This is a genomic window from Microbacterium sp. MMO-10, from assembly GCF_037148715.1.
In the GTDB taxonomy this organism is placed as follows: Bacteria; Actinomycetota; Actinomycetes; order Actinomycetales; family Microbacteriaceae; genus Microbacterium.
The window spans coordinates 213,360-240,098 of the sequence record NZ_JBBCSV010000004.1 but is presented as its reverse complement, the minus strand read 5'-3'; the positions used below and the strand labels follow the sequence as shown (position 1 = coordinate 240,098).

22 protein-coding genes, 1 tRNA gene and 1 other RNA gene are annotated in these 26,739 nt (G+C 71.3%); 6 read left to right on the top strand and 18 right to left on the bottom strand.

What is annotated here, in order from left to right; translation table 11 throughout:
• The first annotated feature begins 352 nt into the window (after positions 1-352).
• Positions 353-2,317 carry an acetate--CoA ligase gene (acs, locus tag WFJ17_RS13780; protein ID WP_251446053.1) on the top strand — a complete coding sequence of 655 codons (1,965 nt, stop codon included), beginning with the start codon at positions 353-355 and terminating at the stop codon, positions 2,315-2,317.
• Positions 2,318-2,412: 95 nt separating this feature from the next.
• On the opposite strand, the gene WFJ17_RS13775 is transcribed toward acs, so the two are convergent.
• Entirely contained in the window at positions 2,413-2,871 is a 459-nt protein-coding gene (locus WFJ17_RS13775) for a RidA family protein (protein WP_251446050.1), read from the bottom strand.
• Positions 2,868-3,092 carry a DUF4177 domain-containing protein gene (locus tag WFJ17_RS13770; protein ID WP_251446047.1) on the bottom strand — a complete coding sequence of 75 codons (225 nt, stop codon included), beginning with the start codon at positions 3,090-3,092 and terminating at the stop codon, positions 2,868-2,870. The genes WFJ17_RS13775 and WFJ17_RS13770 overlap by 4 nt, the downstream gene beginning before the upstream one ends.
• A gap of 74 nt (positions 3,093-3,166) precedes the next feature.
• On the opposite strand from WFJ17_RS13770, the gene WFJ17_RS13765 reads away from it, so the two are divergent.
• Genes WFJ17_RS13765 through WFJ17_RS13755 form a run of 3 tightly spaced genes read left to right on the top strand, consistent with a single transcriptional unit; the run spans position 3,167 to position 7,403 of the window.
• A complete protein-coding gene (locus tag WFJ17_RS13765; protein ID WP_251446044.1) occupies positions 3,167-5,803 on the top strand; it encodes a transglycosylase domain-containing protein in 2,637 nt (878 codons plus the stop codon).
• Between the two features lie 2 nt (positions 5,804-5,805).
• Entirely contained in the window at positions 5,806-6,741 is a 936-nt protein-coding gene (locus WFJ17_RS13760; RefSeq protein WP_251446041.1) for a metallophosphoesterase, read from the top strand.
• Between the two features lie 5 nt (positions 6,742-6,746).
• Entirely contained in the window at positions 6,747-7,403 is a 657-nt protein-coding gene (locus WFJ17_RS13755) for a Pr6Pr family membrane protein (protein WP_336648724.1), read from the top strand.
• An 84-nt stretch (positions 7,404-7,487) separates the two neighbouring features.
• Here the strand turns inward: WFJ17_RS13755 and WFJ17_RS13750 are convergent.
• Positions 7,488-7,564, bottom strand: a tRNA-Pro gene (locus tag WFJ17_RS13750).
• Between the two features lie 154 nt (positions 7,565-7,718).
• Here WFJ17_RS13750 and WFJ17_RS13745 point away from each other — a divergent pair.
• Positions 7,719-8,471, top strand: coding sequence for an HAD-IIB family hydrolase (locus WFJ17_RS13745; RefSeq protein ID WP_251446033.1), 753 nt, complete (start codon positions 7,719-7,721; stop codon positions 8,469-8,471).
• Between the two features lie 28 nt (positions 8,472-8,499).
• Here WFJ17_RS13745 and WFJ17_RS13740 read toward each other — a convergent pair whose 3' ends face one another.
• The 8 genes from WFJ17_RS13740 to WFJ17_RS13705 all read right to left on the bottom strand — a co-directional run bounded on the left by WFJ17_RS13740 (position 8,500) and on the right by WFJ17_RS13705 (position 17,618).
• Positions 8,500-9,759 carry an alpha-hydroxy acid oxidase gene (locus WFJ17_RS13740; protein WP_336648723.1) on the bottom strand — a complete coding sequence of 420 codons (1,260 nt, stop codon included), beginning with the start codon at positions 9,757-9,759 and terminating at the stop codon, positions 8,500-8,502.
• A 15-nt stretch (positions 9,760-9,774) separates the two neighbouring features.
• Positions 9,775-10,500, bottom strand: a complete 726-nt coding sequence (locus tag WFJ17_RS13735) for a FadR/GntR family transcriptional regulator (RefSeq protein WP_336648722.1) — start codon at positions 10,498-10,500, stop codon at positions 9,775-9,777.
• A 262-nt stretch (positions 10,501-10,762) separates the two neighbouring features.
• Positions 10,763-11,365, bottom strand: a complete 603-nt coding sequence (locus tag WFJ17_RS13730) for a thymidine kinase (protein ID WP_336648721.1) — start codon at positions 11,363-11,365, stop codon at positions 10,763-10,765.
• Between the two features lie 9 nt (positions 11,366-11,374).
• Positions 11,375-12,835, bottom strand: a complete 1,461-nt coding sequence (gene mqo, locus WFJ17_RS13725) for a malate dehydrogenase (quinone) (RefSeq protein ID WP_292884021.1) — start codon at positions 12,833-12,835, stop codon at positions 11,375-11,377.
• 125 nt (positions 12,836-12,960) lie between these two features.
• Positions 12,961-14,025, bottom strand: coding sequence for an aspartate-semialdehyde dehydrogenase (locus WFJ17_RS13720; RefSeq protein WP_251446025.1), 1,065 nt, complete (start codon positions 14,023-14,025; stop codon positions 12,961-12,963).
• A gap of 260 nt (positions 14,026-14,285) precedes the next feature.
• Positions 14,286-15,572: an aspartate kinase gene (locus tag WFJ17_RS13715; protein WP_251446023.1), complete on the bottom strand. Its 1,287-nt coding sequence runs from the start codon at positions 15,570-15,572 to the stop codon at positions 14,286-14,288.
• Positions 15,573-15,696: 124 nt separating this feature from the next.
• Positions 15,697-16,314 (bottom strand): response regulator, encoded by a 618-nt coding sequence (locus tag WFJ17_RS13710; protein ID WP_251446020.1) that lies wholly within the window; start codon positions 16,312-16,314, stop codon positions 15,697-15,699.
• A complete protein-coding gene (locus WFJ17_RS13705; RefSeq protein WP_336648720.1) occupies positions 16,311-17,618 on the bottom strand; it encodes a sensor histidine kinase in 1,308 nt (435 codons plus the stop codon). Before WFJ17_RS13705 ends, WFJ17_RS13710 begins: the two co-directional genes overlap by 4 nt.
• A 95-nt stretch (positions 17,619-17,713) precedes the next feature.
• Here WFJ17_RS13705 and WFJ17_RS13700 point away from each other — a divergent pair, with 95 nt between their 5' ends.
• Positions 17,714-18,187 carry a DUF2871 domain-containing protein gene (locus tag WFJ17_RS13700; protein WP_336648719.1) on the top strand — a complete coding sequence of 158 codons (474 nt, stop codon included), beginning with the start codon at positions 17,714-17,716 and terminating at the stop codon, positions 18,185-18,187.
• Here the strand turns inward: WFJ17_RS13700 and WFJ17_RS13695 are convergent.
• From WFJ17_RS13695 to ffs, 7 genes are all read right to left on the bottom strand, one after another.
• Positions 18,153-19,163, bottom strand: coding sequence for a DMT family transporter (locus tag WFJ17_RS13695; RefSeq protein WP_251446012.1), 1,011 nt, complete (start codon positions 19,161-19,163; stop codon positions 18,153-18,155). The two genes, WFJ17_RS13700 and WFJ17_RS13695, sit on opposite strands and share 35 nt — an antisense overlap.
• The gene (gene recR / locus WFJ17_RS13690; protein WP_251446009.1) at positions 19,160-19,753 is read right to left on the bottom strand and encodes a recombination mediator RecR; all 594 of its coding nucleotides are present in this window, start codon (positions 19,751-19,753) and stop codon (positions 19,160-19,162) included. Before recR ends, WFJ17_RS13695 begins: the two co-directional genes overlap by 4 nt.
• A 22-nt stretch (positions 19,754-19,775) precedes the next feature.
• Positions 19,776-22,130 (bottom strand): DNA polymerase III subunit gamma and tau, encoded by a 2,355-nt coding sequence (locus tag WFJ17_RS13685; RefSeq protein WP_336648718.1) that lies wholly within the window; start codon positions 22,128-22,130, stop codon positions 19,776-19,778.
• A gap of 232 nt (positions 22,131-22,362) precedes the next feature.
• Positions 22,363-24,867: a glycoside hydrolase family 65 protein gene (locus WFJ17_RS13680; RefSeq protein ID WP_336648717.1), complete on the bottom strand. Its 2,505-nt coding sequence runs from the start codon at positions 24,865-24,867 to the stop codon at positions 22,363-22,365.
• A gap of 29 nt (positions 24,868-24,896) precedes the next feature.
• Positions 24,897-25,634, bottom strand: a complete 738-nt coding sequence (locus tag WFJ17_RS13675) for a beta-phosphoglucomutase family hydrolase (protein WP_251446000.1) — start codon at positions 25,632-25,634, stop codon at positions 24,897-24,899.
• A 196-nt stretch (positions 25,635-25,830) separates the two neighbouring features.
• Positions 25,831-26,541, bottom strand: a complete 711-nt coding sequence (locus tag WFJ17_RS13670; protein WP_336648716.1) for a hypothetical protein — start codon at positions 26,539-26,541, stop codon at positions 25,831-25,833.
• A gap of 99 nt (positions 26,542-26,640) precedes the next feature.
• Positions 26,641-26,737: signal recognition particle sRNA small type (gene ffs, locus WFJ17_RS13665), an RNA gene on the bottom strand.
• Positions 26,738-26,739 lie beyond the last annotated feature (2 nt).

Here is a 26,739-nt window from a genome sequence, read left to right as displayed (position 1 = left end):
ACGTCGGAACGCGGCGTCGGAGCACGGAGGCCGGGGGCGCGCACCGGACGCACGAGCCCCGCCCGGGGAAGCACGCCGGGCCCGGCAGCAGACACGGCAGGAAGAAGGGCGGCATCCCACGGGGGGAATGGGATGCCGCCCGGCCGCGGTGGACGGAGGGGGACCGTCGCTGCCGCGGGAAAGCCGGAATCGAATGATCGGCCGTCGGACAGTGTACGTCTGAAAAGAGACCGAACAAAACGACCGGCACTACCGACTTCCGGCGGTATTGCCAGGCGATGGGCGCGGCTAGATTCGCCCCTGTCGCGGCGAGGCCGCGGCCCATCCTCGCCGCAAAGGAGCGCCCCCTCACATGAGCAGCCAGATCGATCACGTCTTCGACGAGACCCGTGTGTTCCCGCCCTCCCCGGAGTTCGCGGCCGCCGCCGTCGCGCAGCCGGAGATCTACTCCGAAGCGGCCACCGATCGCGAGGCGTTCTGGGCGAAGCAGGCCCGCGAGCTGCACTGGCACACGCCCTTCACGCAGGTGCTGGACTGGACCACGCCGCCGTTCGCGAAGTGGTTCGCCGACGGTGAGCTCAACGTCGCGTACAACTGCCTCGACCGTCATGTGGAGGCCGGCAACGGCGACCGCGTGGCGCTGCTGTGGGAAGGCGAGCCCGGAGACGAGCGCCGCATCACCTACGCCGAGCTCACCGACGAGGTCAAGCGCCTGGCGAACGTGCTCGAGGGCCTCGGCGTCGGGCACGGCGACCGCGTCGCCATCTACCTGCCGATGATCCCCGAAGCCGTCGCCTCCATGCTCGCGGTGGCCCGCATCGGCGCGATCCACTCCGTCGTCTTCGGCGGCTTCAGCGCCGACAGCCTGCGCTCGCGGATCGACGACGCGGGCGCGAAGGTCGTCATCACCGCCGACGGCGGCTACCGCAAGGGCAAGGCCTCCGCGCTCAAGCCGACCGTCGACCAGGCCCTCGCCGACCGCGGCGAGGGCGAGCAGAACACGGTCGAGCACGTCATCGTGGTCAAGCGCTGCGAGAACGAGATCGACTGGGACGACGAGCGCGACCTCTGGTACCACGACGTCGTCGGAGGTGCCTCGAACGCGCACGAGGCGCAGGCGTTCCCGGCGGAGAACCCGCTGTTCATCCTCTACACCTCCGGCACCACCGGGAAGCCCAAGGGCATCCTGCACACGTCCGGCGGCTACCTCACCCAGGCGTCCTACACGCACCGCGTCGTCTTCGACCTGAAGCCGGAGACGGACGTCTACTGGTGCACCGCCGACATCGGCTGGGTCACCGGGCACTCGTACGTGGCCTACGGCCCGCTCGCGAACGGCGCCACCCAGGTCATGTACGAGGGCACGCCGGAGACCCCGCAGCAGGGGCGCTGGTGGGACATCATCCAGAAGTACGGCGTGACCATCCTCTACACCGCGCCGACCGCGATCCGCTCCTTCATGAAGCTGGGGCGCGAGATCCCGAACCAGTACGACCTGACCTCCCTGCGCCTGCTCGGCTCCGTCGGAGAGCCGATCAACCCCGAAGCCTGGATCTGGTACCGCGACGTCATCGGCGGCGGGCACACGCCCATCGTCGACACCTGGTGGCAGACCGAGACGGGCGCCATCATGGTCTCCCCGCTCCCCGGGATCACCGCGACCAAGCCGGGCTCGGCGCAGGTGCCGCTGCCGGGCATCTCGATCGATGTGGTCGATGACGACGGAACCCCCGTGGGCGTCGGCGGCGGCGGGCTCCTGGCGATCACCGAGCCGTGGCCGAGCATGCTGCGCGGCATCTGGGGCGACCCGGAGCGGTTCAAGGAGACCTACTGGGAGAAGTTCGAGAAGCAGGGCTACTACTTCGCGGGCGACGGCGCGCGCTTCGACGAGGACGGCGATCTGTGGCTGCTCGGCCGCGTCGACGACGTGATGAACGTCTCCGGACACCGCCTGTCCACCGCGGAGATCGAGTCCGCCCTGGTCGCCCATGAGGCGACGGCGGAGGCCGCCGTGGTCGGGGCCTCCGACGAGACCACGGGTCAGGCCGTCGTCGCGTTCGTGATCATCAAGGAGAGCTACATCCGGGTGCACTCCCCCGAGGGACTCGCGCAGCTGCTGCGCGGCTGGGTCGGCGAGCAGATCGGCCCCATCGCCCGTCCGCGCGACGTGTACATCGTCGGCGAGCTGCCCAAGACCCGCTCCGGGAAGATCATGCGCCGGCTGCTCCGCGACGTGGCCGAGGGCCGCGAGGTCGGCGACACGACGACCCTCGCCGACACGATGGTGATGTCGACCATCTCGGCGCAGGTGAAGTAGCCGAGGGCGGCCGCAGGGCCGATACGACGAGACCCCCGTGCCGGATCCCTTCTCGAAGGGACCGGGACGGGGGTCTCGTCTTCCCCGGAGGGGAGTCAGGCGAGGGTGAAGACGACGTCGACCTCGACGGGGCTGTCCAGCGGCAGCACCGCGACGCCGACGGCGGCGCGGACGTGCTTGCCGGCATCGCCGAAGATCTCGCCGAGCACCTCGCTCGCCCCGTTGATCACCCCGGGCTGACCGGAGAACGACGGCGCGGACGCGACGAAGCCGCCGACGCGCAGCACGCCGCCGAGCCGGTCCACGCCGCCGGCGGCGTCGGCCGCCGCGGCGACAGCGTTCAGCGCGCAGGTGCGGGCGAGGGCCTGGGCGTCCTCGGCCGAGATCTCGGCGCCGACCTTGCCGGTCGCGGGCAGGGATCCGGCCACGAACGGCAGCTGCCCCGACGTGTAGACCAGCCCGGCGTGCACGCGGGCCGGCACGTACGCGGCGACGGGGGCCGCGACGGAGGGCAGCTCGATGCCGAGCTCGGCGAGGCGGGAAGCGATGGTCATGCGTTGTCTCCTTCGAACTGGCGGGCGGCCTCTGCGGCGGCACCGAGGCCGGTGTTGGCGGCCGCATCGCCGCCGACCGGACGCTTGAAGTACGCCACGAGCCCGCCCTCGGGCCCGGTGACGACCTGCACGAGCTCCCACCCCTGCTTGCCCCAGTTGTTCAGGATCGCAGCGGTGTTGTGGATGAGCAGCGGTGTCGTGAGGTATTCCCACGTGGTCATGGCACTCCCGGAGGGACGGACGCGCGCAGGCGCGTCAAAGTTGGCGTTCAGGGAACTCCCCTACGATCAAGCGTATGCCTCAGACCAAACGGACGCTCACCGGTGTGCTCAGCGGCCTGGCCGGCCTCGTCGGTCTCAGCGTCGTCGCCGGTGTGCTCGTCACGGCGACCGTCACCCCGGTCTTCGCCGTGACCGGTGCCACCGCCGCTCAGTCGATCGACCTCTTCGAGGGCCTGCCCTCCAACCTCAAGGTCGACCGTCCGATGCAGCCGACGACGATCTACTCGAAGGACGCGGCCGGCAACGACCAGGTCATGGCGCGCTTCTACGACCAGAACCGCATCCCGGTGAAGTACGACCAGGTCGCCCCGGTGCTGTACGACGCGCTCCTGTCCAGCGAGGACAAGAACTTCTACTCGCACGGCGGCATCGACATCGCCGGAACGATCAAGGCCGTGGTCGGCAACGTGACCGGATCCGCGACCAACGGCGGATCCTCGATCAGCCAGCAGTACGTCAAGAACGTGCTGCTGCAGGACTGCGAGAAGGGCGTCCCGCTCAACGACAAGAACCGCGACGCCAAGCTCGCCAAGTGCTGGGAGGACGCGGCCGCGACGGTGGGCAGCTCCGGCATCGCCCGCAAGCTGCAGGAGATCCGCTACGCGACCGCGATCGAGAAGCAGTACTCGAAGCAGGACATCCTCATCGGCTATCTGAACCTGGTGAACTTCGGTGGCACGACCTACGGCATCGAGGCCGCGGCGCAGCGCTACTTCAGCGTCTCCGCCTCGCAGCTGAACGCCGTGCAGGCGGCGACCCTCGTCGGCATGGTGCAGAACCCCAATGCGTTCCGCATCGATCTGCCCGGCGGCACGTACGACTGCGACAAGGATGGCAACAACTGCAAGAACTCGCAGGCCGACGGGTATCACGACACGCTCGTGCGCCGCAACTACGTGCTCAGCCGCATGGAGGTGCTCGGCAAGATCACCAAGGCCGAGTACGAGGCCGACAAGGCCCAGCCGATCACGCCCGCGATCAAGACGCCGAGCTCCGGCTGCTCCGACGCCGGCGACAACGCGTACTTCTGCAAGTACGTCCAGGCTTCGCTGGAGAACGACGAGTCGCTCAACACCGCCCTCGGCTCCACGTCCGCGGAGCGCAACGACAAGCTGTACCGCGGTGGCCTCAACATCTACACGACGTTGTCCGCACCGATGCAGGCCGCGACGGTCCAGGCCATGCACGACAACACGACGGCCACGATCGACGGGATGGTCTTCGGCGCCGCGGCGGTGAACCTCGACCCGAAGACCGGCAAGATCCTCGCCCTCGCCCAGAACACGACGTTCAACGAGGCGCAGGACGCGCCCCCCGGCCAGACCGGAATCGTCTATGCGGCCGACCAGGCGCACGGCGGCGGCATCGGCTTCTCGGTCGGATCGACCTACAAGGTCTTCACGCTCATCGACTGGCTGGAGAAGGGCCATTCGCTGCGGGAGACGGTGGACGGCAACAACCGGCGCATGACGTTCAAGTGCGGCACGGACACGATGACCACGGACACGTCCGAGATCGGGAACTTCCAGAACCAGCGCGGCTACGTCGGCACCCCGATGCAGTTCACCGCGGCGTCGCTGAACAGCGGCTTCCTGGCGATGGCCTCCAAGCTCGACCTCTGCGACATCAACGACGTCGCGGCGCGGATGGGCGTGCACACCGGTGACATGAAGGCGGTCAACTCCCACGAGACGACCTACTACCCCGGCACCGACACCGTGGACCTCGAGGGCCCGACCCCGTTCGGCGTCCTCGGGTCGAAGAACATCGCCCCGATCTCGATGGCGGCCGTCTACGCCGCCATCGCGAACAACGGCACCCGCTGCGATCCGCACGCGATCGACAAGATCACGGGGCCGGACGGCTCGGACATCCCGCTCGCACCGACCACCTGCACCGAGGTCATCAAGCCCGAGATCGCCGCAGGGGCCGCGTATGCGCTCCAGGGCGTCATGGCGGGCGGCGGCACCGGTTCGCGTGCGAACCCGGACGACGGCACCCCGCTGATCGGCAAGACCGGATCGCACAACAACCAGCAGACGATGCTCATGGCGTCCTCGACGGCGTCCACCACCGGCATCTGGGTGGGTCAGGCCGACGGCAACGTCGACATCAACGACTTCTACACGCACGACACCAACGTCCCCGACATCCGCTACTACCTCGGGCGTCAGATCCTGGGGGCCGCGGACGAACTGTTCCCCGCGGGCGATTTCCCCAGTCCGCAGCAGAGCGCGCTCAAGCAGTCGTACACCAACCTGCCGAGCGTCATCGGCATGACGGTCGATCAGGCGACCCAGACCCTCGAGGACGCCGGGTTCTCGGTCTCCGTCGGCGCCGCCGTGCAGAGCAACCTGCCGGCCGATCAGGTGGCTCAGCAGGATCCGGGTCCCGGCCAGGTCGTCACCGGCAGCACCATCACGATCAGCCCGAGCAACGGGCAGGGAGTGGCGGTCCCGAACGTGGTCGGCATGACCATGGGCGACGCCGCGAACGCGCTGAAGACCGCGGGCTTCCAGGCGACCAAGGGCACCTGCACGCCCGGCAACGGCGACGACTCCGGAACCGTGTCGGCCACCGTGCCCGCGGCGGGCACGGCGGCGCCGAAGGGCTCGTCGGTCACGCTCAACTACATGAAGAAGAACTGCTGAGGATGAGTCCCTCGCGCACCACCCGCTCGGCCCTCATCGCACTCGGTGCGGTGGGGGCCGCCGGTGTCGCAGCCGCCACCTGGGGCATCGGCATCGAGCGCTACCTGTTCACGGTGCGCCACGCCACCGCACGGACGCTGCCGACCGGATCCCGTCCGCTCCGGATCCTGCACATCTCGGATGCGCACATGGCGCCGTGGCAGCATCGCAAGCAGCGCTGGCTCGCCTCCCTCTCCGGCCTGCGGCCCGACCTCATCGTGAACACGGGCGACAACCTCGGCCACGAGCACGGACTCGAGGGCATCAGGGCCGCATTCGCGCCGTTCGCCGGCACGCCGGGGGTCTTCGTGCACGGGTCGAACGACGTGCACGCACCGTCGCCGCGCAACCCCTTCCGCTACTTCATGGGGCCTTCGGCGCGGGTCGCCACCGCGCCGAAGCTCGACACCGCCGCGATGGACGCCTACTTCACCGACGAGCTGGGCTGGACGGACCTGGACAACACCGCCGCCTCCCTGACCGTCGGGGGCCGGCGCATCGACCTGTTCGGCGTGGACGACGCGCATCGTCACTGGGACGACCTGGACGCCCTTCCGGCCGAGATCGACGCCCTCGGTGCCCGCCCCTCCGACGTGCCCGTGCTGGGTGTGACGCACGCGCCCTACCAGCGCGTACTGAACGCCTTCACCGACCTGGGCGCGGATGCGATCCTGGGCGGCCACACCCACGGCGGTCAGGTGTGCATCCCCGGCTTCGGGGCGATCGTCGCGAACTGCGACATCCCGCTGCGACAGGCGAAGGGGCTGAGCACCTGGACGCACGCCGGGCGCACCGTGCCGCTCAACGTGAGCGCCGGATGCGGCCACTCGATCTACGCGCCGGTCCGCTTCGCCTGCCGCCCGGAGGCCACCCTGCTCACACTGCTGCCGCGGAACTGAGCGACGTGCGCCCCGCCGCTCCGGAGCGCGTCCGGCCGGCCGCAGCACGCGTGGTGGGCGGCGTACGGGGACTGGTCGGCCTCGCCGTCCTCGTGATCCTGCTGTACACCTATGCGATCGGCGGCGAAGCCCACGGGTACAACCCCTTCGACTACTTCGGGTACTTCACGAACCTGACGAGCCTGCTCGCCGCACTCGTCCTCATGACCTGCGGCGCACTCGGTCTGACCGGTCGACGCACGCCCCGCTGGCTCGCACCGGCTCGTGCCGTCGTCACCGCGTGCATGCTGATCGTCGCGGTGATCTACAACACCGTGGTGCCGGGCACCGGATCCGCCCCCGCCTGGGTGAGCCTCACCCTCCACGCCGTCCTTCCGACGCTGATGGCTCTGGACTGGCTGCTGATCGGAGACCGTCGATGCCTGCCCTGGTCGCGGCTGTGGGTGCTCGCTCCCTATCCCCTGCTGTGGCTCGCCGTCGTCCTCGTGCGCGGCGCGACCGACGGCTGGGTTCCCTACGGCTTCCTGCTCCCCGAACGCGGCGCGACCGCGATGACGCTGACCGTCCTCGGCCTGCTCGGCGCACTCACGGCAGCGGGCGTCCTCGTGTGGGCGGCGAGCCGCTTCCCCGGGATGGTCCTGCGGCGCGGGACGGATCACTGACGGATCCGGCCCGCGCCGGGACCCCGCCAGACGCCACGAGACAACGAGAGAGGGACCGACCCTGTGGGTCGGTCCCTCTCTCGTTGGTCGGGGTGACAGGATTTGAACCTGCGGCCTCTTCGTCCCGAACGAAGCGCGCTACCAAGCTGCGCCACACCCCGTGGCAACCGTTCAAGTCTATACGGAGACGGACGCGGGAGCGAATCGAGGCGGCGCCCGCGCGTGGCGCGGTGCACGATCGTCCCGCGCGGCGGTGACCCCGCGCGGGGCATCCCCCAGCATCCTTGACCGCTGCTCCCGTATCCTGGAAGCGCTATGACGACGCCACGCCTGGTCGCCTTCGACCTCGACGACACCCTCGCCGCCTCCAAGAGCCCGATCGAACCCCGCATCGCCGCCCTCCTCCTCGCCCTCGCGGAGCGCGTCGAGGTCGCGATCATCTCCGGCGGCAACGAGGAGCAGTTCCGCACCCAGGTGGTCTCCCGGCTCGGCGCCGACGTCTCCGCCCTGCAGCGCATCCACCTGCTGCCCACCTGCGGCACCCGCTACCTCGCGCACGACGGATCCGGGTTCTCGCTCGTCTACGCCCGCGACCTCAGCCCTGCGCAGAAGGACGCGGCCCTCGCCGCGCTCGAGGAGGAGGCCCAGCGGCTGGGCCTGTGGGAGAGCGAGACCTGGGGACCGATCCTCGAGGACCGCGGCTCGCAGATCACCTTCTCGGCCCTCGGCCAGAAGGCTCCGCACGACGCGAAGAAGGCCTGGGATCCGGATGGATCGCGCCGCGCCGCGCTGCGCGACGCCGTCGCGCCCCGGGTGCCCGATCTCGAGGTGCGCTCCGGCGGATCCACGTCGATCGACATCACCCGCGCGGGCATCGACAAGGCCTACGGCATGACCGAGCTGGCCGAGCGCACCGGCATCCCGTTCGCGGAGATGCTGTTCTACGGCGATCGCCTCGACGAGGGCGGGAACGACTACCCCGTGAAGACCCTCGGCGTGCCCTGCGTCGCGGTCGACGGCTGGCAGGACACGGCCGACAAGCTCGACGCGCTGCTGCCGACGCTCTGACCGGCCGCGACGGCGTCAGCGCTCGGCATCAGCGAACGGCGGCGGCGAGCGACGGAGCGACCGGGACCATGCGGGTGAGCTGCGTGACGTGGCGCGGCTCGAGCTCTGCCAGCGACGAGACGCCGAGCAGTCGCATCGTGCGCTCGATCTCGCTGCGCAGGATCGCGATGGTCCGGTCGACACCGCGCCGCCCGCCGGCCATGAGTCCGTACAGGTAGGCGCGTCCGATGAGCGTGAAGTCGGCCCCGAGCGCGACCGAGGCGACGATGTCCGCCCCGTTCATGATCCCGGTGTCGACCATGACCGTGAAGTCCTCGCCGACGGCCTGGCGCACCTGCGGCAGCAGATGGAACGGGATCGGAGCGCGGTCGAGCTGGCGTCCGCCGTGGTTGGACAGCACGACGCCATCGACCCCGTGCGTGTCCTTGAGCCGCATCGCGTCCTCGACCGTTTGCACGCCCTTCACGAGGAGCTTGCCCGGCCAGATGCCGCGGATCACCTCGAGGTCGTCGTAGCTGATGGTGGGATCCATCGCGGCGTCGAGCAGCTCGCCCACGGTGCCGCCGGTGGTCGACAGCGACGCGAACTCGAGCTTCGGCGTCGTGAGGAAGTCGATCCACCACCACGGCCGCGGGATCGCGTTGACGATCGTGCCGAGGGTCAGCTGCGGCGGAATGGAGAACCCGTTGCGCTTGTCGCGCAGGCGGGCGCCGGCGACCGGGGTGTCGACCGTGAACATGAGCGTGTCGAACCCGGCCTCGGCGGCGCGGCGGGTGAGGCCGTAGGAGATCTCGCGGTCGCGCATCACGTAGAGCTGGAACCAGTTGCGCCCGTGCGGGTTGGCGGCCTTGACGTCCTCGATCGACGTCGTGCCGAGGGTGGAGAGCGTGAACGGGATCCCTGCCGCGGCGGCCGCGCCGGCGCCGGCGACCTCCCCCTCGGTCTGCATGAGGCGCGTGAATCCGGTCGGTGCGATGCCGAACGGGAGCGCGCTGGGTCCCCCGAGGATCGTGGTCGACGTGTCCAGCTCGGGAGCCGGAGCGAGGATCCCCGGGTGGAACTCCACGTCCTCGAACGCCTGCCGGGCGCGCGCCAGCGACAGCTCGCCCTCCGCCGCGCCGTCGGTGTAGTCGAACGCCGCCTTGGGGGTGCGCCGCTTCGCGATCGTGCGCAGGTCGGAGATCGTCAGCGCTCCCTCGAGGCGGCGCTTGGTGCCGTCGAGCTCCGGGGTCTTGAAGCTCATCAGCTCGAAGATCTCGGCGGGGTTGGGGAGCTGGCGCTTCACCATGGGGGATCCTTCCGATCAGGGGTTCGTGTCGGCCGCGCCGGCGAGGCCGGTCGCGGAGTAGTAGCCGGTGATGTGGTCGCGCACGAGCGCCGTGGCCGCGTCGGCGCGGCCCTCGTCGATCGCGCGCACGAGATCGCGGTGCTCCGCCCGCAGGCGCTCGGCCATCCGCTCCCAGTCGCGGATCCCCGCGGATCCCGAGAGCACGTAGGACTCGATGCTGTCGCGCAGGCCCGTCATCATCGCCGCCACGACGGCGTTGCCGCTCGCCTCGGCGAGGGCGAGATGCAGCTGCGCGTCGAGCGCGAGGAAGTCCGCCGCCGACAGCTCGGCCTCCATGGCGTCGAGGATCCGATGCGCCTCGGCCGTGTCCCGCCGACCCGCGGCCAGGGCCGCGACGACAGCCTGCTCGAGGATGAGGCGGGTTCCGACCACATCGGCGATCGGGAAGCCCTGAGCGGCCACCTGGAGGCGCAGAAGCGCGGACAGTCCTCCCCCGGGCGCGGCGATGACGATCGCCCCCGCCTGCGGGCCGGATCCGGTCGAGGTGCGGATCAGGCCCATCACCTCGAGCACGCGGATCGCCTCCCGCACGCTCGATCGGCCGACGCCGAGCTCCGCCGCGAGGTCGCGCTCGCTGGGCAGTCGATCCCCCGGGCCGAGTTCTCCGTCGAGCAGGCGACGCTCGACGTGCTGCAGCACCGTGCGCCAGGTGCGCGCGGGCGCGTCGCTGCGGTCGGGCATGCATCCTCCTGTGGTCAGACCACAGCCTAGGGCATGTGGTCAGACCACGCAAGACGGCGCATCCGGGGTCGTTGATCGCGGACCCCACGCAAGAACGGGGTCGTTGAGCGAGGACGGTGAAGCCGACCGAGACGAAAAGCGGTGACCTGCGAGAGCGCCGCGTTTCGTCTCACTGGCGCTTCGCGCGTGTTCGCTCAACGGCCCCAGAGAGGACGGGCGTGCGGGCGTGTCCGCTCGACGACCTCGAGCAGCGAGGAGGCGCTCAGCCCAGGCGCCCGCCGGACTCCTGGAGATAACAGTGGCCGCAGAGCGACTCGTAGGCCACGGCGACGCCGTCGATCGCGACCTGATCCCCGTCGAACACGAACCGGTCGCCGATCCGCCGTCCGTTGAACACGGCCTTGCGCCCGCACCGGCAGATCGTCTTCAGCTCCTCGAGCGTGTGCGCGATCGCGAGCAGTCGCCCGGATCCCGGGAACGCGTGCGTGAGGAAGTCGTTGCGGATCCCGTAGGCGAGCACCGGGATGTCGTCCTCGACCGCGATGCGGAAGAGGTCGTCGACCTGCCACGGCTCGAGGAACTGCGCCTCGTCGACGAGGAGGCACGCGATGTCGGATCCGCTCTCCCGCGCCTTCGTGCGCTCCCGCCCGAACAGCTCGCGGGCGCTCTGCCCCGCGGCGATGAGGAAGTCGACCTCGCGGGTCATCCCCAGGCGGCTCTCGATCTGGCTGGCGCCCTTGGTGTCGATCGCGGGCTTCGCGAGCAGGACCCGCTGGCCCCGCTCCTCGTAGTTGTACGCCGCCTGCAGCAGCGCCGTGGACTTGCCGGAGTTCATCGCCCCGTAGCGGAAGTACAGCTTGGCCACGGCGCGGGATCAGGCCGTCAGATCGAGCGTCTTCGCCGTGGCGCCCATCGATGCGCGCGCGTCGGCGGCGGAGTCGTTGAGCTTCTCGCCGAGCGTCGGGATCAGCTCCTGCAGCTTGGGCTCCCAGGCGCCGTACTGCTCCGGGAAGCAGCGCTGCAGCACGTCCAGCATCACCGGCACGGCCGTGGAGGCGCCCGGGGAGGCGCCGAGCAGACCCGCGATCGTGCCGTCCGCCGCAGCGACGACCTCGGTGCCGAACTGCAGCTTGCCGCCCTTCATGACCTGAGCGCGCTGGCCGGCCTGGAGCAGCTCCCAGTCGCCGTCCTGGGCCGTGGGCATGAAGTCGCGCAGCGTCGAGACCTTCCGGTGGTGGGTCTTCAGCAGCTCGCTGACCAGGTACTTGATGAGGTCGAAGTTGGTGAACGCGACCTTGAGCATGCTGCCGAGGTTGTGCGGGCGCACCTGGGTGACGATGTCGAGCATCCCGCCCTGCTTGAGGAACTTCGGGCTGAACGTCGCGAACGGACCGAACAGCAGGCTGGTCTCGCCGTCGACGACACGGGTGTCGAGGTGCGGGACCGACATCGGCGGCGCGCCGACGGGCGCCTGCGAGTAGACCTTGGCCTGGTGCTTGGCGACGATCGCCGGATCCGACGTCTTCAGCCACTGGCCGCCGATCGGGAAGCAGCCGTAGCCCTTGATCTCGTCGATCCCGGATCCCTGCAGCAGCTTGAGAGCCCAGCCGCCCGCGCCGACGAACACGAACTTCGCGTTGAGCTGGCCCGGGGTGTGCCCGATCGCATTGCGGTAGCGGACGTTCCAGGTGCCGTCCTTCTGCTGCTTCAGCTTGCGCACCTCGTGGTTGCGCAGCAGCGTGAAGCGGTCGTCCTCGGCGAGGTGGTCGAACAGCTGGCGGGTGAGGGATCCGAAGTCGACGTCGGTGCCGCTGGGCACCCGCGTCGCGGCGAACGGCTCGCCCTTGCGGCGCTGCTCCATCAGCAGAGGCGCCCACTGGTTGATGACGCGCGAGTCCTCGCTGAACTCGATCCCCGCGAACAGCGGCTGCTCCTTGAGCACCTCGTAGCGGTGGCGCAGGTAGTCGACGTCCTTCTGGCCGCGCACGAACGTCATGTGCGGCGTGGAGTTGATGAAGGTCGTGGGCGCGTCGAGCACGCCGCGGTCGACGAGCGTCGACCAGAGCTGACGGCTGAGCTGGAACTGCTCGTTGATGCCGATCGCCTTCGCGGGGTCCAGCGTGCCGTCCTTGCCCTCGGGCATGTAGTTGAGCTCGCACAGCGCCGCGTGGCCCGTGCCCGCGTTGTTCCACGCGTTGGAGCTCTCCTCCGCGACGTCGCTCAGCCGTTCGAAGGCGACGACCTTCCAGTCGGGCTGCAGCTCACGCAGCAGGGTTCCCAGGGTGGCGCTCATGATGCCACCGCCGATGAGGACGACGTCGACGGATTCAGTCACTCGATCAGTCTAGTTGCCCGCGAGAGCCGAGTTCTTCGCCGAGACGGCCATCCGGCGCCGGACATTCGCCACGCCGTACAGGACACGCCTGCGACGAGGGGATCCGGCGCCGGAGCCGAGGTGCGTCAGGCTCCGAGCCGCGCGGCGACGAGCTCCGCCACCTGGACCGCGTTCAGCGCGGCGCCCTTGCGCAGGTTGTCGTTGCTGATGAACAGCACGAGGCCCTTGCCCTCCGGCGCGGACTGGTCGGCGCGGATCCGGCCGACGTAGCTCGGGTCCTTGCCGGCGGCGTACAGCGGCGTCGGCACCTCTTCGACCACGACGCCCGGGGCCGCGGCGAGCACGTCGTACGCGCGCTGCGGGCTGAGGTCGTTCGCGAACTCCGCGTTGATCGACAGCGAGTGCCCGGTGAACACCGGCACGCGCACGCACGTCCCCGCGACGCGGAGGTCCGGCAGACCGAGGATCTTGCGGCTCTCGTTGCGGAGCTTCTTCTCCTCGTCCGTCTCGTTGAGCCCGTCGTCGACCACGGATCCGGCGAGCGGGATGACATCGAACGCGATCGGTGCCACGTACTTCTCCGGCTGCGGGAAGTCGAGCGCGGATCCGTCGTGCACGAGCTTGAGGGTGTCGCCCTGGGCGAGCACGCCCTCGACCTGGCCGAGCAGCTCCTGGGCCCCGGCGAGGCCCGATCCGCTCACGGCCTGGTACGTGCTCACGATGAGGCGCTCGAGCCCCGCCTCCGCGTGCAGCGCCTTGAGCACCGGCATCGCGGCCATCGTGGTGCAGTTGGGGTTCGCGATGATGCCCTTGGGGGCGTCCGCGATCGCCTCGGGGTTGACCTCGCTCACCACGAGGGGGACCTCGGGGTCCATCCGCCAGGCGCTGGAGTTGTCGACGACGGTGGCACCGGCGGCGGCGAAGCGCGGCGCGTAGGCGCGGCTCGCGGTGGCGCCCGCGGAGAAGAGGGCGATCTCGACACCGGCCGGATCCGCGGTCTCGACGTCCTCCACGATCACCGGGATCCCGCCGAAGTCGATCGCCGTGCCCGCAGAGCGGGCCGAGGCGAACAGGCGCAGCTCGCGGATGGGGAACGAACGCTCCGCGAGGATGTCGCGCATGACGGTGCCCACCTGGCCGGTGGCGCCGACGATGGCGACGGAGAATCCTGAGTCGGAGATGCGGGTCATGGGGATGCTTCCTCAGCTTCGTGCCGCGGCGGATGCCGGACGGCGGACGAGGCGGAGGCGCGGTCGCCGGGTATGGCGGAGCTGTCCGCGCCTGGCGCCGGTGTCAGGGTTTGGGCGATTCTATCGGTTCCGCGAGGATGCGATCTCCGCGGGCCGGACCCGAGGATGCTCCCGTCGCAGTTTCTGCCGCTTTCCGACGCTCGGAGCGACAGTTCTCGCGACGGGAGCGAGGGCTCCGGGGTCCGCGATGGAGCGTCGGGTCAGCGGCCGGTTCCGGCGGCGACGACGGCTTCGACCTCTCCGTCCAGTCCGTAGGCGGCGTGCACGACGCGGGCCGCATCCGCGAGCTCGTCGCCGCGCACGACGACCGAGATCCGGATCTCCGAGGTCGAGATCATCTCCAGGTTCACGCCCGCGGTGGACAGCGCCTCGAAGAGGATCGCCGAGACGCCGGAGTGCGTGCGCATCCCAGCGCCGACAACCGAGAGCTTGCCGATCTGGTCGTCGTGCAGCAGGCTCTCGAAGCCGACCTCGGACTGCTCCGCGGCGAGCGCCTTGAGCGCGGCCGTGGCATCGGACTTCGGCAGGGTGAACGAGATGTCGGTGCGGCCGGTGGAGGCGGCCGACACGTTCTGCACGATCATGTCGACGTTCGCGCCCGACTTCGCGACGATCTTGAAGATCTCCGCGGCCTTGCCCGGGACGTCGGGCACGCCCGCGACCGTGACCTTGGCCTGGCTCAGATCGGTGGCGACACCGGCGACGATCGGCTCTTCCATGGCTTCTCCCTCGGTTTCGCGGGGGTTCTTCATGCCCTCGCCCAGAACGTAGGTGCCCTCGTTCGCCGTGAAGGTCGAACGGGCGTGGATCAGGACGCCGTGCCGGCGTGCGTACTCGACGGCGCGGATGTAGAGCACCTTGGCGCCGTTGGCGGCGAGCTCGAGCATCTCCTCGCTTGACACGTGCGAGAGCTTGTGCGCGAGCGGGACCACTCGCGGATCCGCCGTGAAGATGCCGTCGACGTCGCTGTAGATCTCGCAGACGTCGGCGTCGAGGGCCGCCGCGAGCGCGACCGCCGTCGTGTCGGATCCGCCGCGGCCGAGCGTCGTGATGTCCTGCGTGTCGTCGTTGATGCCCTGGAAGCCGGCGACGATGACGATCGCACCCTCGTCGAGCGCCTCGCGCAGGCGCGTCGGGGTGACCTCGACGATGCGCGCGGATCCGTGCCGGCTGTCGGTGCGCATGCCCGCCTGCGGACCCGTGAACGAGCGGGCGTCGAAGCCCATCGAGTGGATCGCCATCGCGAGCAGCGCCATCGAGATGCGCTCGCCGCTGGAGAGCAGCATGTCGAGCTCGCGCGGCGCCGGGATCGGCGCGACCTGCGCGGCGAGGTCGAGCAGCTCGTCGGTGGTGTCGCCCATGGCGCTCACCGCGACGACCACATCGTGGCCGGCGCGACGGGTGTCGACGATGCGCTTGGCGACGCGCTTGATGCTCTCTGCGTCGGCGACGGACGAGCCGCCGTACTTCTGCACGATGAGGGCCACGGATCACTCCTGGGGATGCCGGGCGCCGGAGGCGGCGCACCAGAGGTCATTCTACGAGCGGCCTTCATGCCCGAACCGGTATGTGACGGCCCGCCGGAGCGAGCGACAGCCCCGGGGATCCGGCTCAGAGCAGGCCGCGCCGGCGGGCCTCCGAGACGGCCCCGGTGCGGCTGTCGGCGGAGAGCTTGTCGAGCAGGTGCACGATGTGCGTCTTCACCGTGGCCTCGGCGACATACAGGCGCACCGCGATCTCGCGGTTGCTGAGCCCCTCGGCGACGAGCGCGAGGACCTCCTGCTCCCGCGCGGTGAGCTCGACCCGGGGCGCGCGCAGCGCGGCCACGAGGCGCTCGTCGCCACCGGGGGTGGGCACGCTGGCGCCGGCCGCGGCGTCGACGATCGCCCGGGAGATGATGTCGACGCCCACCTCCTTGAGCAGGTACCCGGCGGCGCCGGCCTCCACCGCGCGCACGATCTGCGCGTCGTGGTCGAACGTGGTGAGGATGAGCACCGCGGGCGGATCCGGCAGCGCCCGCAGCGACGCCGTGGTGGCGACGCCGTCCATCCCGTCGCCGAGCCGCAGGTCGCACAGCACCACGTCGGGGCGGAGACGGCGGGCGGCCTCGACGGCCTCCTCACCGGTGCCGACCTCGGCGAGGACGTCGAAGCCGCGCGCCTCGACGACCGCGCGGATCCCGGCGCGCACGATGGGGTGGTCGTCGACGATGATCAGCCGGACCGTCATGCCGCTCCTCCGATCGCGCCGGGGGTGCCGTCGGCGGCGGCTCCGGCACCCGAGGCGCCGTCGTCCGCGGCTCCGGCGCCCGAGCCGGAGCCGGTGCCAGAGCCGGAGCCGGAGCCGGAGCCGAGGGGCAGGGTCGCCTCGATCGTGGTGCCGGCGCCGGGTGCGGAGCGGATCGCGAGCTCTCCCCCGCCCTCGCGCAGCCGAGAGCGCATCGCGGCGAGACCGTAGGACGCGTCGGAGGGCCGCACATCCTGGTCGAACCCGACGCCGTCGTCCTCGAGCCGCAGGCGCACGGATCCGCCCCCCGTCGTCAGCGCGACGCGGACGGTCCGTGCTTTCGCATGCTGGCGCACGTTCGCGAGCGCCGACTGGGCCACGCGCAGCAGGGCGACCTCGACCGGCGTCGGCAGCGCGGGGAGGTCGGGATCCACCTCGAGCGTCCCGGTGACGCCCGTCTCCTCGCGCAGGGCGTCGAGCATGCGGGCGAGGGCCGCCGCCAGGGCGGACTCGTCCAGGTCGGCGGGGGCGAGGGCCGCCACGATGCGGCGCAACTCGGTGAGCGAATGCTGCGCCAGCTGCTCGATCAGCGCGGTGCGGTCGGGCCGCGCCTCGCCCGCAGGCGTCTCGGCGTCGGTCCTGGCGAGCATCACGATGGTGCTGAGCTCCTGCGCGATCGTGTCATGCAGATCACGGGCCAGCCGGGTGCGCTCGCGCGTCGCGCCGGCCTCGCGCTGGGTGGCCGCGAGCTCGTCGTGCAGCTGCGCCGCCTCGCGCTGCGCGCGCAGCAGGGAATCGATGAGACGCTCGCGCTCGGCCGCATCCCGGAGCATGGCGTCGTAGCCGAGCGAGACGGCGAACGCGAACCCGCCGCCGACGAGCGGGCCGATGAGGTGCGCGAGCGCCGTGCCGGGCTGCACGCCGCCGGGGTGCAGCCCGGGCGCGACGATCGACGCGACCAGCACGACGGCCACGAAGACCGCGGACCAGGGCAGGCGGAGCACATGACCGGCGAGCAGCAGCAGGGGGAACGCGAGCCACACGAACTCCGGCGAGAGCACGAGCATCCCGATCCAGATCGCGACCAGGCCGAGCATCCACCACCCGGCCGCGTGCTTGTGCGCGAGCCCCGCACCGGCGCCGTACCAGGCGAGGTACACCGCGGCGGCCAGCAGCACGGGCAGCAGCGCGCCCTCGACCCCCGCGCGGACGGTCGTGACGACCACGAGCACCACCGTGATGAGGTGCAGCGCGAACCGCGCGCCGCGCAGCATCCGCCGACGGGCGGAGGCGGGCGCGGTGCTCATGCTCCGATTCTCCCCCGTGACGACGCGGATCCCACCCGCTCAGGATCGATCCTTCGATGGATCCGCCGCCCGCCGAAGCCCGGGAGGCTGGGATCATGACCTCCTCCTCCGACCTCACCGCCCCGGCCACGGCGCCCGGCGCCTCGCGGCGCGCGCTCGCGCAGCTCTTCGTCGCGACCGTCACCTGGATCGCGCTCGGCCTCGCCGCCGGCCTCTTCTACCGCGAGTTCACCAAGGCGCAGGGCTTCCCGAACGGCGTCAGCGGGCAGCTCGCTCTGGTGCACACGCATCTCCTCGCCCTCGGCGCCCTCGTCACCCTCATCGTGCTCGCCCTGGAGAAACTGTTCATGCTCTCGGCGAGCCGCCTGTTCCGCTGGTTCTTCTGGATCTACAACGCCGGGGTGCTGCTGACCGGCGCGATGATGACCTGGCACGGCATCCTCGACGTCCAGAAGGCGGAGGCATCCAAGGCGATCTCCGGGATCGCCGGCGCCGGGCACATCCTCATCGGCGCCGGATTCGTGCTGCTGCTGATCACCCTGTGGAAGGGGATCCGTCGGTCCTCCTGACCTCGGACGGGGACTCCGGGCCGCGCGCGTCCGCCGCGACCGGGGGCACCGGCTCGGCCGTCAGCTCCACCGCGGCCCGGTCGACCGCCGCCTTCGGACGCAGGCGTCCGCCGGTGCCGGCGAACCAGCATCCGATGATCACGAGCGGGAATCCGACGAGCAGGCCGGCGGTCAGCGGCTCGGCGAGCACGATCGCGCCGAGGATGATCGCGATCACCGGGTTGACGTAGGTGAACAGCGGCGCGCGCACCGGGCCCACCTCCTTGATGAGCGCGAAGAACGCGAGGAACGCGATCGCGGTGCAGATCACGCCGAGGGCGATCAGCGCCGCGATCGACGGCACCGTCGGGACCTGATGCTGGGTGAGCAGGGCGACCGGAAGGTAGAGGATCCCGATGAACAGCAGTGCGAGGGTGATCGTGCCGATCGAGGGCACATCGCCGAGCTTGCGGGCGACGATGAACGGCGCGGTCGCGTAGAGCACCGCGACGAGCAGCACCTCCCCCGCGGCGAGGAGGTCGACCTTGCCGCCCGTCAGACCCGGACCGGCGACCACGACGCCGACGCCGACGAACCCGACGAGCAGCCCGATCAGCCGTGCGGGGCGCAGCACGGCGCGGTCGCCGCCGCCGAGGGCGATGAGCGCGGCGAAGAGCGGGACCGTGGCCACGAGCAGACCGGTCAGCCCCGACGGCAGCGACTGCTCCGCGTGGCCGAGCAGGAGGAACGGTCCCGCCATCTCGACGAGCCCGAACGCGAGCACCCAGGGCCAGAGCTTCCACGCGGCCCGGAGCGCGCCGCTGCGGATCGCGAACGGGAGCAGGAGCAGAGCCGCGATCAGGGTGCGGCCGGCCACCATCGCCGGCGGCGAGAACGACTCGACCACCACGCTGATGAGCAGGTACGGCACGCCCCAGAGGAGGCACATGGCTCCGAAGAGCAGCCAGCCGCGACGGCTGAAGCCGATGGCGCTCACAGGACGCGCCGGCCTTCGAAGGCGCGGCCCAGCGTCACCTCGTCCGCGTACTCCAGGTCGCCGCCCACGGGGAGGCCGGAGGCGAGGCGCGAGACCGTGATCTGCATGCTCACGAGCAGCCGGCTGAGGTAGCTCGCCGTCGCCTCGCCCTCGAGGTTCGGGTTGGTGGCGAGGATGACCTCCTGCACCGTTCCGTCGGCGAGGCGGGTCATCAGCTGCGCGATGCGCAGGTCGTCGGGGCCGACGCCGGCGATCGGGCTGATCGCGCCGCCGAGCACGTGGTAGAGCCCGCGGAACTCACGGGTGCGCTCGATCGCCGCGACGTCCTTCGCGTCCTCCACGACGCAGATGAGCGCGGTGTTGCGACGCGGGTCGCGGCAGATCGCGCAGCGCTCCTGCTCCGCGACGTTGCCGCAGATCTCGCAGAAGCGCACCCGCTCGCGCACCTCGGTGAGCAGCTCGGCGAGCCGCTTCACGTCGAAGGAGGGCGTCTGCAGGATGTGGAAGGCGATGCGCTGGGCCGACTTCGGGCCGATGCCCGGCAGTCGGCCGAACTCGTCGATCAGCTCCTGGACGATGCCGTCGTACATCTCGATGGTCCTTTATCGGTCGTCACTGGAATCTGGTCTGCGGCTCGTACGGCTCCTCGCGCAGGAAGGTCGCACCGAGCACCTGCCGCACCACGGCCTCGCCGTACCGCTGCACCCCCGGTACCCCGGAGCGCGGAGCCCGGTCGATGACCGCGGGGGCCGCCGCCGCGCGCGGTGCCGGATCCGGCCGGGGCGCAGGGGCCGCCGGAGCGGGACCCGTCGTCCGCGGGGCCGCGGCCATCGCGGGCGCCGGGATGCGATGCGCATCCGGATCCTCCTCGGGCCCCGGTGCGTCCGCGTCATCGGGGAACGGCGGCTCGTCGTCGAGGACGTCACCGTCGTGCCCTGGCTCGTACCAGCCGGATGCCGGCATCGCCTCGACGTCGGCCGGCTCCTCGTCCACGGGGAACTGGCCCACCCGCGCTGCGGGAGCGGACGGGGCGGACGGCGCCGCTGCCGGAAGCGCGCTCTCGGTCTCGGCCGCGGGATCGCCCTGCGGGATCGCCGCGACGGCCCACTCAGTGACCGGGGCTGCCGAGGCGGCCGGATCCGACGCGCGCGGAGCGACCGGCGCCGAAGCCGGGGCGGACGCACGCGGAGCGGACGGGGCCGAAGGGGCGGATCCGCGCTCGGCGGGGATCTGGTCGGAGGGGCGCGGGGCCTTCCCGCTCTCGGCTAAGTTCCGTTCGACGCCCGCCGGATCCGCGCTGGGCAGCGGGGCCGGAAGGTACTTCACCGTGACCGAGAGCTCGGCCTCGATCGCGGTGCGCAGATGGTCCGAGGGGCCGTTGCCGGGCGACGTGCCCTTGAATCGCGCGACGTCGTTCGGGCCGGGGAAGCCGAGGGTGAGCACCTCCGAGGCCGCGTCGTAGGCGAGCGGCTGGACGGCCGTGACGACCAGCCAGGATCCGCGGCTGATCTTCTCCAGGCGGGTGAGCACGGCGGGCCAGACGGCGCGGACCCGGTCGAGGTCGATCGGCCCGGCCGCCGGAGCCGGCTCGGGAGCGGCCGGAGCCTGCGGAGCGTCCGGACGTGCGGTCGCACCGTCTCCGTCGCGGGCGACGCCGTTCGGCTCGGGCGCTTCGCGTCCTCGGTCGGCGGCCCCGGACGGCGCAGTCGCCTCGGCGGGCCGACCTCCGGACGGCGCAGTCGCCTCGGCGGGCGGATCGACCCTCGGCGCAGGCGCGGTCGTCGGGGCGGATGCGGGAGCAGCAGCCGGGGCGGTCGCGGACGCCGGGGCGGTCACGGACGACGTCGGCGCGCCCTCCGCGCCGCCGGAGAGCGCGGTGAGCACCCGGGCGACCAGCAGCTCCAGGTGCAGTCGCGGTGAGGTCGCCCCCGTCATGTCGTCCAACGCCGAGCTCACCAGGTCGGCCGCACGGGACAGCCGGGGACCGCCGAAGGTCGCGGCCTGCGCCCTCATGCGGACGAGCTCGTCCTCGGGCACGCCGCGCAGCACCGCCGAGGCGGCGTCGCCGACGGCGGCGATCACGATGAGATCGCGCAGCCGCTCGAGCAGGTCGTCCACGAAGCGACGCGGATCCTGTCCGGTCTGCACGACGCGGTCGACCGCAGGGAACGCCGCCGCCGCGTCGCCCGCGGCGAGCGCGTCGACGATCTCGTCGAGCAGCGCCGAGTGCGTGTAGCCGAGCAGCGCGACCGCGCGCTCGTACGCCACCTCGCCGTTCTCGGAGCCGGCGATGAGCTGATCGAGCAGCGAGAGCGTGTCGCGGGGCGATCCGCCGCCGGCGCGCACGACGAGGGGCAGCACGCCCTGGGCGACGGTCACGCCCTCCTCGGCACAGAGCTTCTCGACGTACTCGAGCATCGCCGCGGGCGCGACCAGCCGGAACGGGTAGTGGTGCGTGCGGGAGCGGATCGTGCCGAGTACCTTCTCGGGCTCGGTGGTCGCGAAGATGAACTTGATGTGCGGCGGCGGCTCCTCGACGAGCTTGAGCAGCGCGTTGAAGCCCTGCGGCGTCACCATGTGCGCCTCGTCGAGGATGAAGATCTTGAAGCGGTCGCGGCTGGGCGCGAACGTCGCCCGCTCGCGGAGGTCGCGCGCGTCGTCGACGCCGTTGTGGCTGGCCGCGTCGATCTCGACGACGTCGAGGGAGCCGCCCCCGTCGCGGGACAGCTCGACGCAGCTCGGGCACACGCCGCAGGGCACGTCGGTCGGCCCCTCGGCGCAGTTCAGGCAGCGCGCCAGGATGCGCGCCGACGTGGTCTTGCCGCAGCCGCGCGGGCCGGAGAACAGGTAGGCGTGCCCCACGCGGTCGCCGCGCAGCGCCGTCATGAGCGGATCGGTCACCTGCGACTGCCCGATCATCTCCCCGAAGTTCTCGGGCCGGTAGCGGCGGTACAGGGCTGTGCTCACCCGACAAGCCTAGAGCGTGCCTGCGACATTCGGACCGGGTCGGTCCCCGGCGCTCGTTCGGATCCGCCCCGCCCGTGCCCCAGCTTCGGAGAAGTGCGCTTCGCGCGGACCGGATCCTGGATTCCGTCCGAGCGAAGCGCACATCTCCGAGCGAAGCGCACATCTCCGCGCGAAGCGCACATCTCCGCGCGGGGTGCGCGCCCCGCCGGTCCCGCCGGCCCTGCGCCGGGCGCTACTCCCCCGACTCTCCGACGTACCCGACGATCGGGATGGCCGATGTCGTCGGCACCGTCGGCGAGAGGATCGTGCCGTCCTCGCGCAGCGCCTGACGACCGAACTCGGGCCGCCCGCGGAGCACCGGCCCCTGATTCGCCAGGGGCACCGCCGCCGGCGCCTCGGTCGAGGCCGTGAACATCGCCCCGCGCACCGAGAACGAGACCGGATCGCCGGTGCGCACCTGGACGAGCAGCCGGTCCGCGGTCAGCGTGATCTGCAGCTGGGACCCGCGCCACTGCAGCGGGTACGACAGCTCGGGCCAGTCCGTCGGCAGCCGCGGGTCGAAGCTGAGCTCGCCGTCGTGGTCGCGCATGCCGCCGAAGCCGGACACAAGCGCCGTCCAGACGCCGCCCGCCGAGGCCACGTGCACCCCGTCGGAGGCGTTGCGGTGCAGGTCGCCCAGGTCGACGTAGATCGCGTGCTCGAAGTACTCGTGCGCGAGATCCTGGTAGCCGACCTCCGCGGCGAGGATCGACTGCACCACGGCCGACAGCGTCGAGTCACCCGTGGTCAGCGGGTCGTAGTACTCGAAGTCGGCGAGCTTCTCGGCCTCGGTGAAGTGATTGCCCTGCAGGAACAGCGCGAGCACGACGTCGGCCTGCTTCAGCACCTGGAACCGATAGATCACCAGCGGGTGGAAGTGCAGCAGCAGCGGGCGCTGCTCGGCCGGGGTGTGCGGCAGATCCCACACCTCCCGCTCGAGGAAGAGCGAGTCCTGCGGGTGGATCCCCAGGGCCGGGCTGAACGGGATGTGCATCGCGTCGGCGGCGCGCTCCCACTGCTCGACCTCGGAGGGGTCGATGCCGAGCCGCTCCACGGCGGCGTCGTACGCCTCGGGCGCGTCGGCGGCCATCTCCCGCACCACCCGCGCGGCGAAACGCAGGTTGTAGCGCGCCATCACGTTCGTGAACAGGTTGTCGTTGACGACGGTGGTGTACTCGTCCGGCCCGGTCACGCCGTGGATGTGGAACGTGTCCAGCCCCTCGGCCGAGCGCCAGAACCCGAGCGTCGCCCACATCCGCGCGGTCTCCACAGCGATGTCCACGCCCTGGCGGTACAGGAAGTCGTCGTCGCCGGTGGCGCGCACGTACTTGCCGAGCGCATAGCTGACATCGGCGTTGATGTGGTACTGCGCGGTGCCCGCGGCGTAGTACGCGCTGGCCTCCTCGCCGTTGATGGTGCGCCACGGGAACAGCGCCCCGCCCTCGTTCAGCTGGCCGGCGCGGCGGCGCGCGGCGGGCAGCATATGGACCCGGCAGCGCAGCGCGTTGCGCGCGAACTGCGGCGACGTGTAGGTGAGGAACGGCAGCACGTACACCTCGGTGTCCCAGAAGTAGTGCCCGCCGTAGCCGGATCCCGACACGCCCTTCGCCGAGACGCCGGCGCCGTCCGCGCGCGCGGACGCCTGCGCGATCTGGAACAGGCACCAGCGGGTCGCCTGCTGCAGGTCGTCGTGCCCGGCGATGCGCACGTCGCTGCGCTCCCAGAACGCGGTCAGCCACTCCGCCTGCTTGGCGAACTGCGCCTCGACCCCCTCGACGGCGGCGCGGTCGAGCGTGCGCCGGCAGCGGTCGATGAGCTCGCGCGCGGGCACACCGCGCGACGTGTGGTAGCTGACGAGCTTCGTCACCCGCGTGGGGACGCCCGCCTTCGCCTGCACCCGGAACACGTTCTTGGCGATGTCCGGCTCGACCAGCTGCCGGGCGGTGTAGTCGTTCTCGGTCTCGACCACGTGGTCGGCGACGACGGCGAGGGTCATGCCCGAGTTCGCGACCCGGTAGGCGAGAGCGGAGCGCTCCCCGTCCTGCCAGAACTCGGCGGGCTGCAGCACCCGGTCGCCGAACCGCTCCGCCTTGCGCGGGTCGAAGCCCGCCTTCTCCCCCGGCGAGCCGACGGCCATCGACGGGACGCCGCCGTAGACGTCCTCGCCGTCCTGCCGGTTCAGCAGCTGGCAGGAGATCGTCACTGGGGCGTCGGCGTTCTCGACGGTGACCTCGAGGCGGAGCACGGCGAGGTGACGCTCGACGAACGACACGATGCGCTCATCGCGGATCCGCACGCGCTTGCCGGACGGCGTCTCCCAGAGCACTTCGCGCTGCAGGATGCCGGTGCGGAAGTCGAGCTCGCGCCGGTACTCGCGCACGTCGGCCTCGTCGAAGCTCAGCGGCTCGTCGTCGACGTACACCCGCATGACCTTCGCATCGGGGGCGTTCACGATGGTCTGGCCGACCTCGGCGAAGCCGAAGGCCTGTTCCGCGTGACGGATCTTCCAGGTCTCGTGCAGCCCGTTGATGAACGTGCCGTGCTCGAGCGCGCTGCGCCCCTCGATGTGGTTGCCGCGCAGGCCCAGGTAGCCGTTGCCGAGACCGAGCAGCGTCTCCGAGACGCCGGGGTTCGCATGCGGGTACTGCGTCTCGACGAGACGCCAGGGGTCGACGGGGAAGAGGTCGCGGTCGATCATGCAGTGCTCTCCGTGAAAGGGATGGCGGGTCAGGACAGGAAGCGGGAGAGGTCGTCGACGACGACCGTGGCGCCATGGGCGAGGAGGGAGTCGGATCCGGCGCCGCGGTCGACGCCGACCACCGTGCCGTAGCCCGCCGCGGCGGCGGACGCGACGCCGCTGGTGGCGTCCTCGACGGCGACCGCGGACGCGGGATCGACGCCGATGCGCTCGGCGCCCACCCGGAACACGTCGGGAGCGGGCTTGGAGGCGAGGTGCTCGCGCTCTGCCACGACGCCGTCGACGACGACCGTGAAGAAGTCGCGGATGCCCGCCGAGGTCAGCACCTCTTCGGCGTTCTTCGAGCTGGACACGACGGCGAGCGGGACACCGGCCTCGCGCAGCTCCTCGAGCAGGGCCAGGGATCCGGGATAGGGCGCGATGCCGTCGCGGCGCAGCGCCTCGGAGAAGGCGACGTTCTTGCGGTTGCCGATGCCGCAGATCGTGTCGGCCTCGGGGTCGTCGTCCACGGATCCCCACGCGATCTCGACGTTGCGGCTGCGCAGCAGGCTCGCGACGCCGTCGTAGCGCTTCTTGCCGTCGACGTAGGCGAAGTAGTCGTCGTCGGTGTACGCGGGCTGGATTCCCCAGAGGGTGAAGACCTCGTCGAACACGGCCTTCCAGGCGCGCATGTGCACCTCGGCGGTCGGGGTCAGCACACCGTCCAGATCGAAGAGCACGGCGGCGGCGCGGTGCAGATCGGGAAGCGCTGCGGGGGTGTCGGGCACGGCGAGGCCTCCGGGTGGCTGAGAGCGGGATCGGTCGGATCGGCACGTCTGGGTGCCACCCTGTCCAGAGTAGTGGGCGACAGTGCCCTCCGGAAGGTGCGGGAAGGCCCGATTCGCGACCGTTTCCGAGCCGTCCGACCCCGCTCCGCGCCCGGTCGATCGCGAGCCGGGCGCGGGCCCGGCGGCGGGGCCGCGCTCAGGAGAACGAGGCGACCTTCTCGGCGCCCACGACGTGCAGCTCGGCGATGCCGGAGCCGTTGTAGATCGTGGTGCGGTCGGCGGCGCCGACGACAGTGAACCGGATCCGCAGCACGTCTCCGCGCACGGCGGCGTCGAGGATCCCCGGATCCGCCGTGAGCGCGACCGGATTCCCCGCATCCTGCAGCGTTCGCGCGGGCTGCTCCGCGCCCGCGAAGCCGACGAGGCCCGTCGTGTCCCGCAGGCTCTGCGGGATGCTCTCCGTGCCGACCTGGATCTCGACGTACGCGGTGTGCCGCTCGCCCGCGTGCGCGGCGGCGTCCTGCAGGAGGGCCTTCAGCTGAGCCGGATCCAGCGCCGGGAACGCCGGATCGACGGCCGGCGCGGCCGGAGCCGGCGCCGCCGTGGGCGGCACGGCGGTGGAGGTCTCGACCGCGGCGCCGACCGCGGGCGGCGCCGCGTCGTCGGAGGCGGGCTGATCCGCGAGTCCCGAGAAGAGCGCGATCGCGGCGGGGACGGCGATGAGCGCCGCGATCGCGATGAAGAGGAGCGGCGCCCACGAGCGGGCGCGCGCCGGGGCGGGCTCAGGCGCGCCGACCGTCCGCGGACGCCCCCTCTGATCGTGCTCGAGCGGCGGGATGACGTACGGCGCGGTGAGGTTCTTCGGCACCGCGGAGTAGACGGTGGGCCGGTGCTCGTCGTGTCCCATGCTCGGACCCTAGCGCGTCGGACTCGCGTGCGGCGGAACCCGCGTGCCGCAGACGGTGCGACCGGCTGCGGGCAAGGCGGCGTACGGGTTCCGGGCAAAAGAAAAGACCCTCCGCGCACCCGACAGAGCCCGGTTACCCTTGCTGCGTTTCCGCCCTGGGGGAGTTGGCCTGGGTGCCGCCACGCGGAGAGCCGTCGA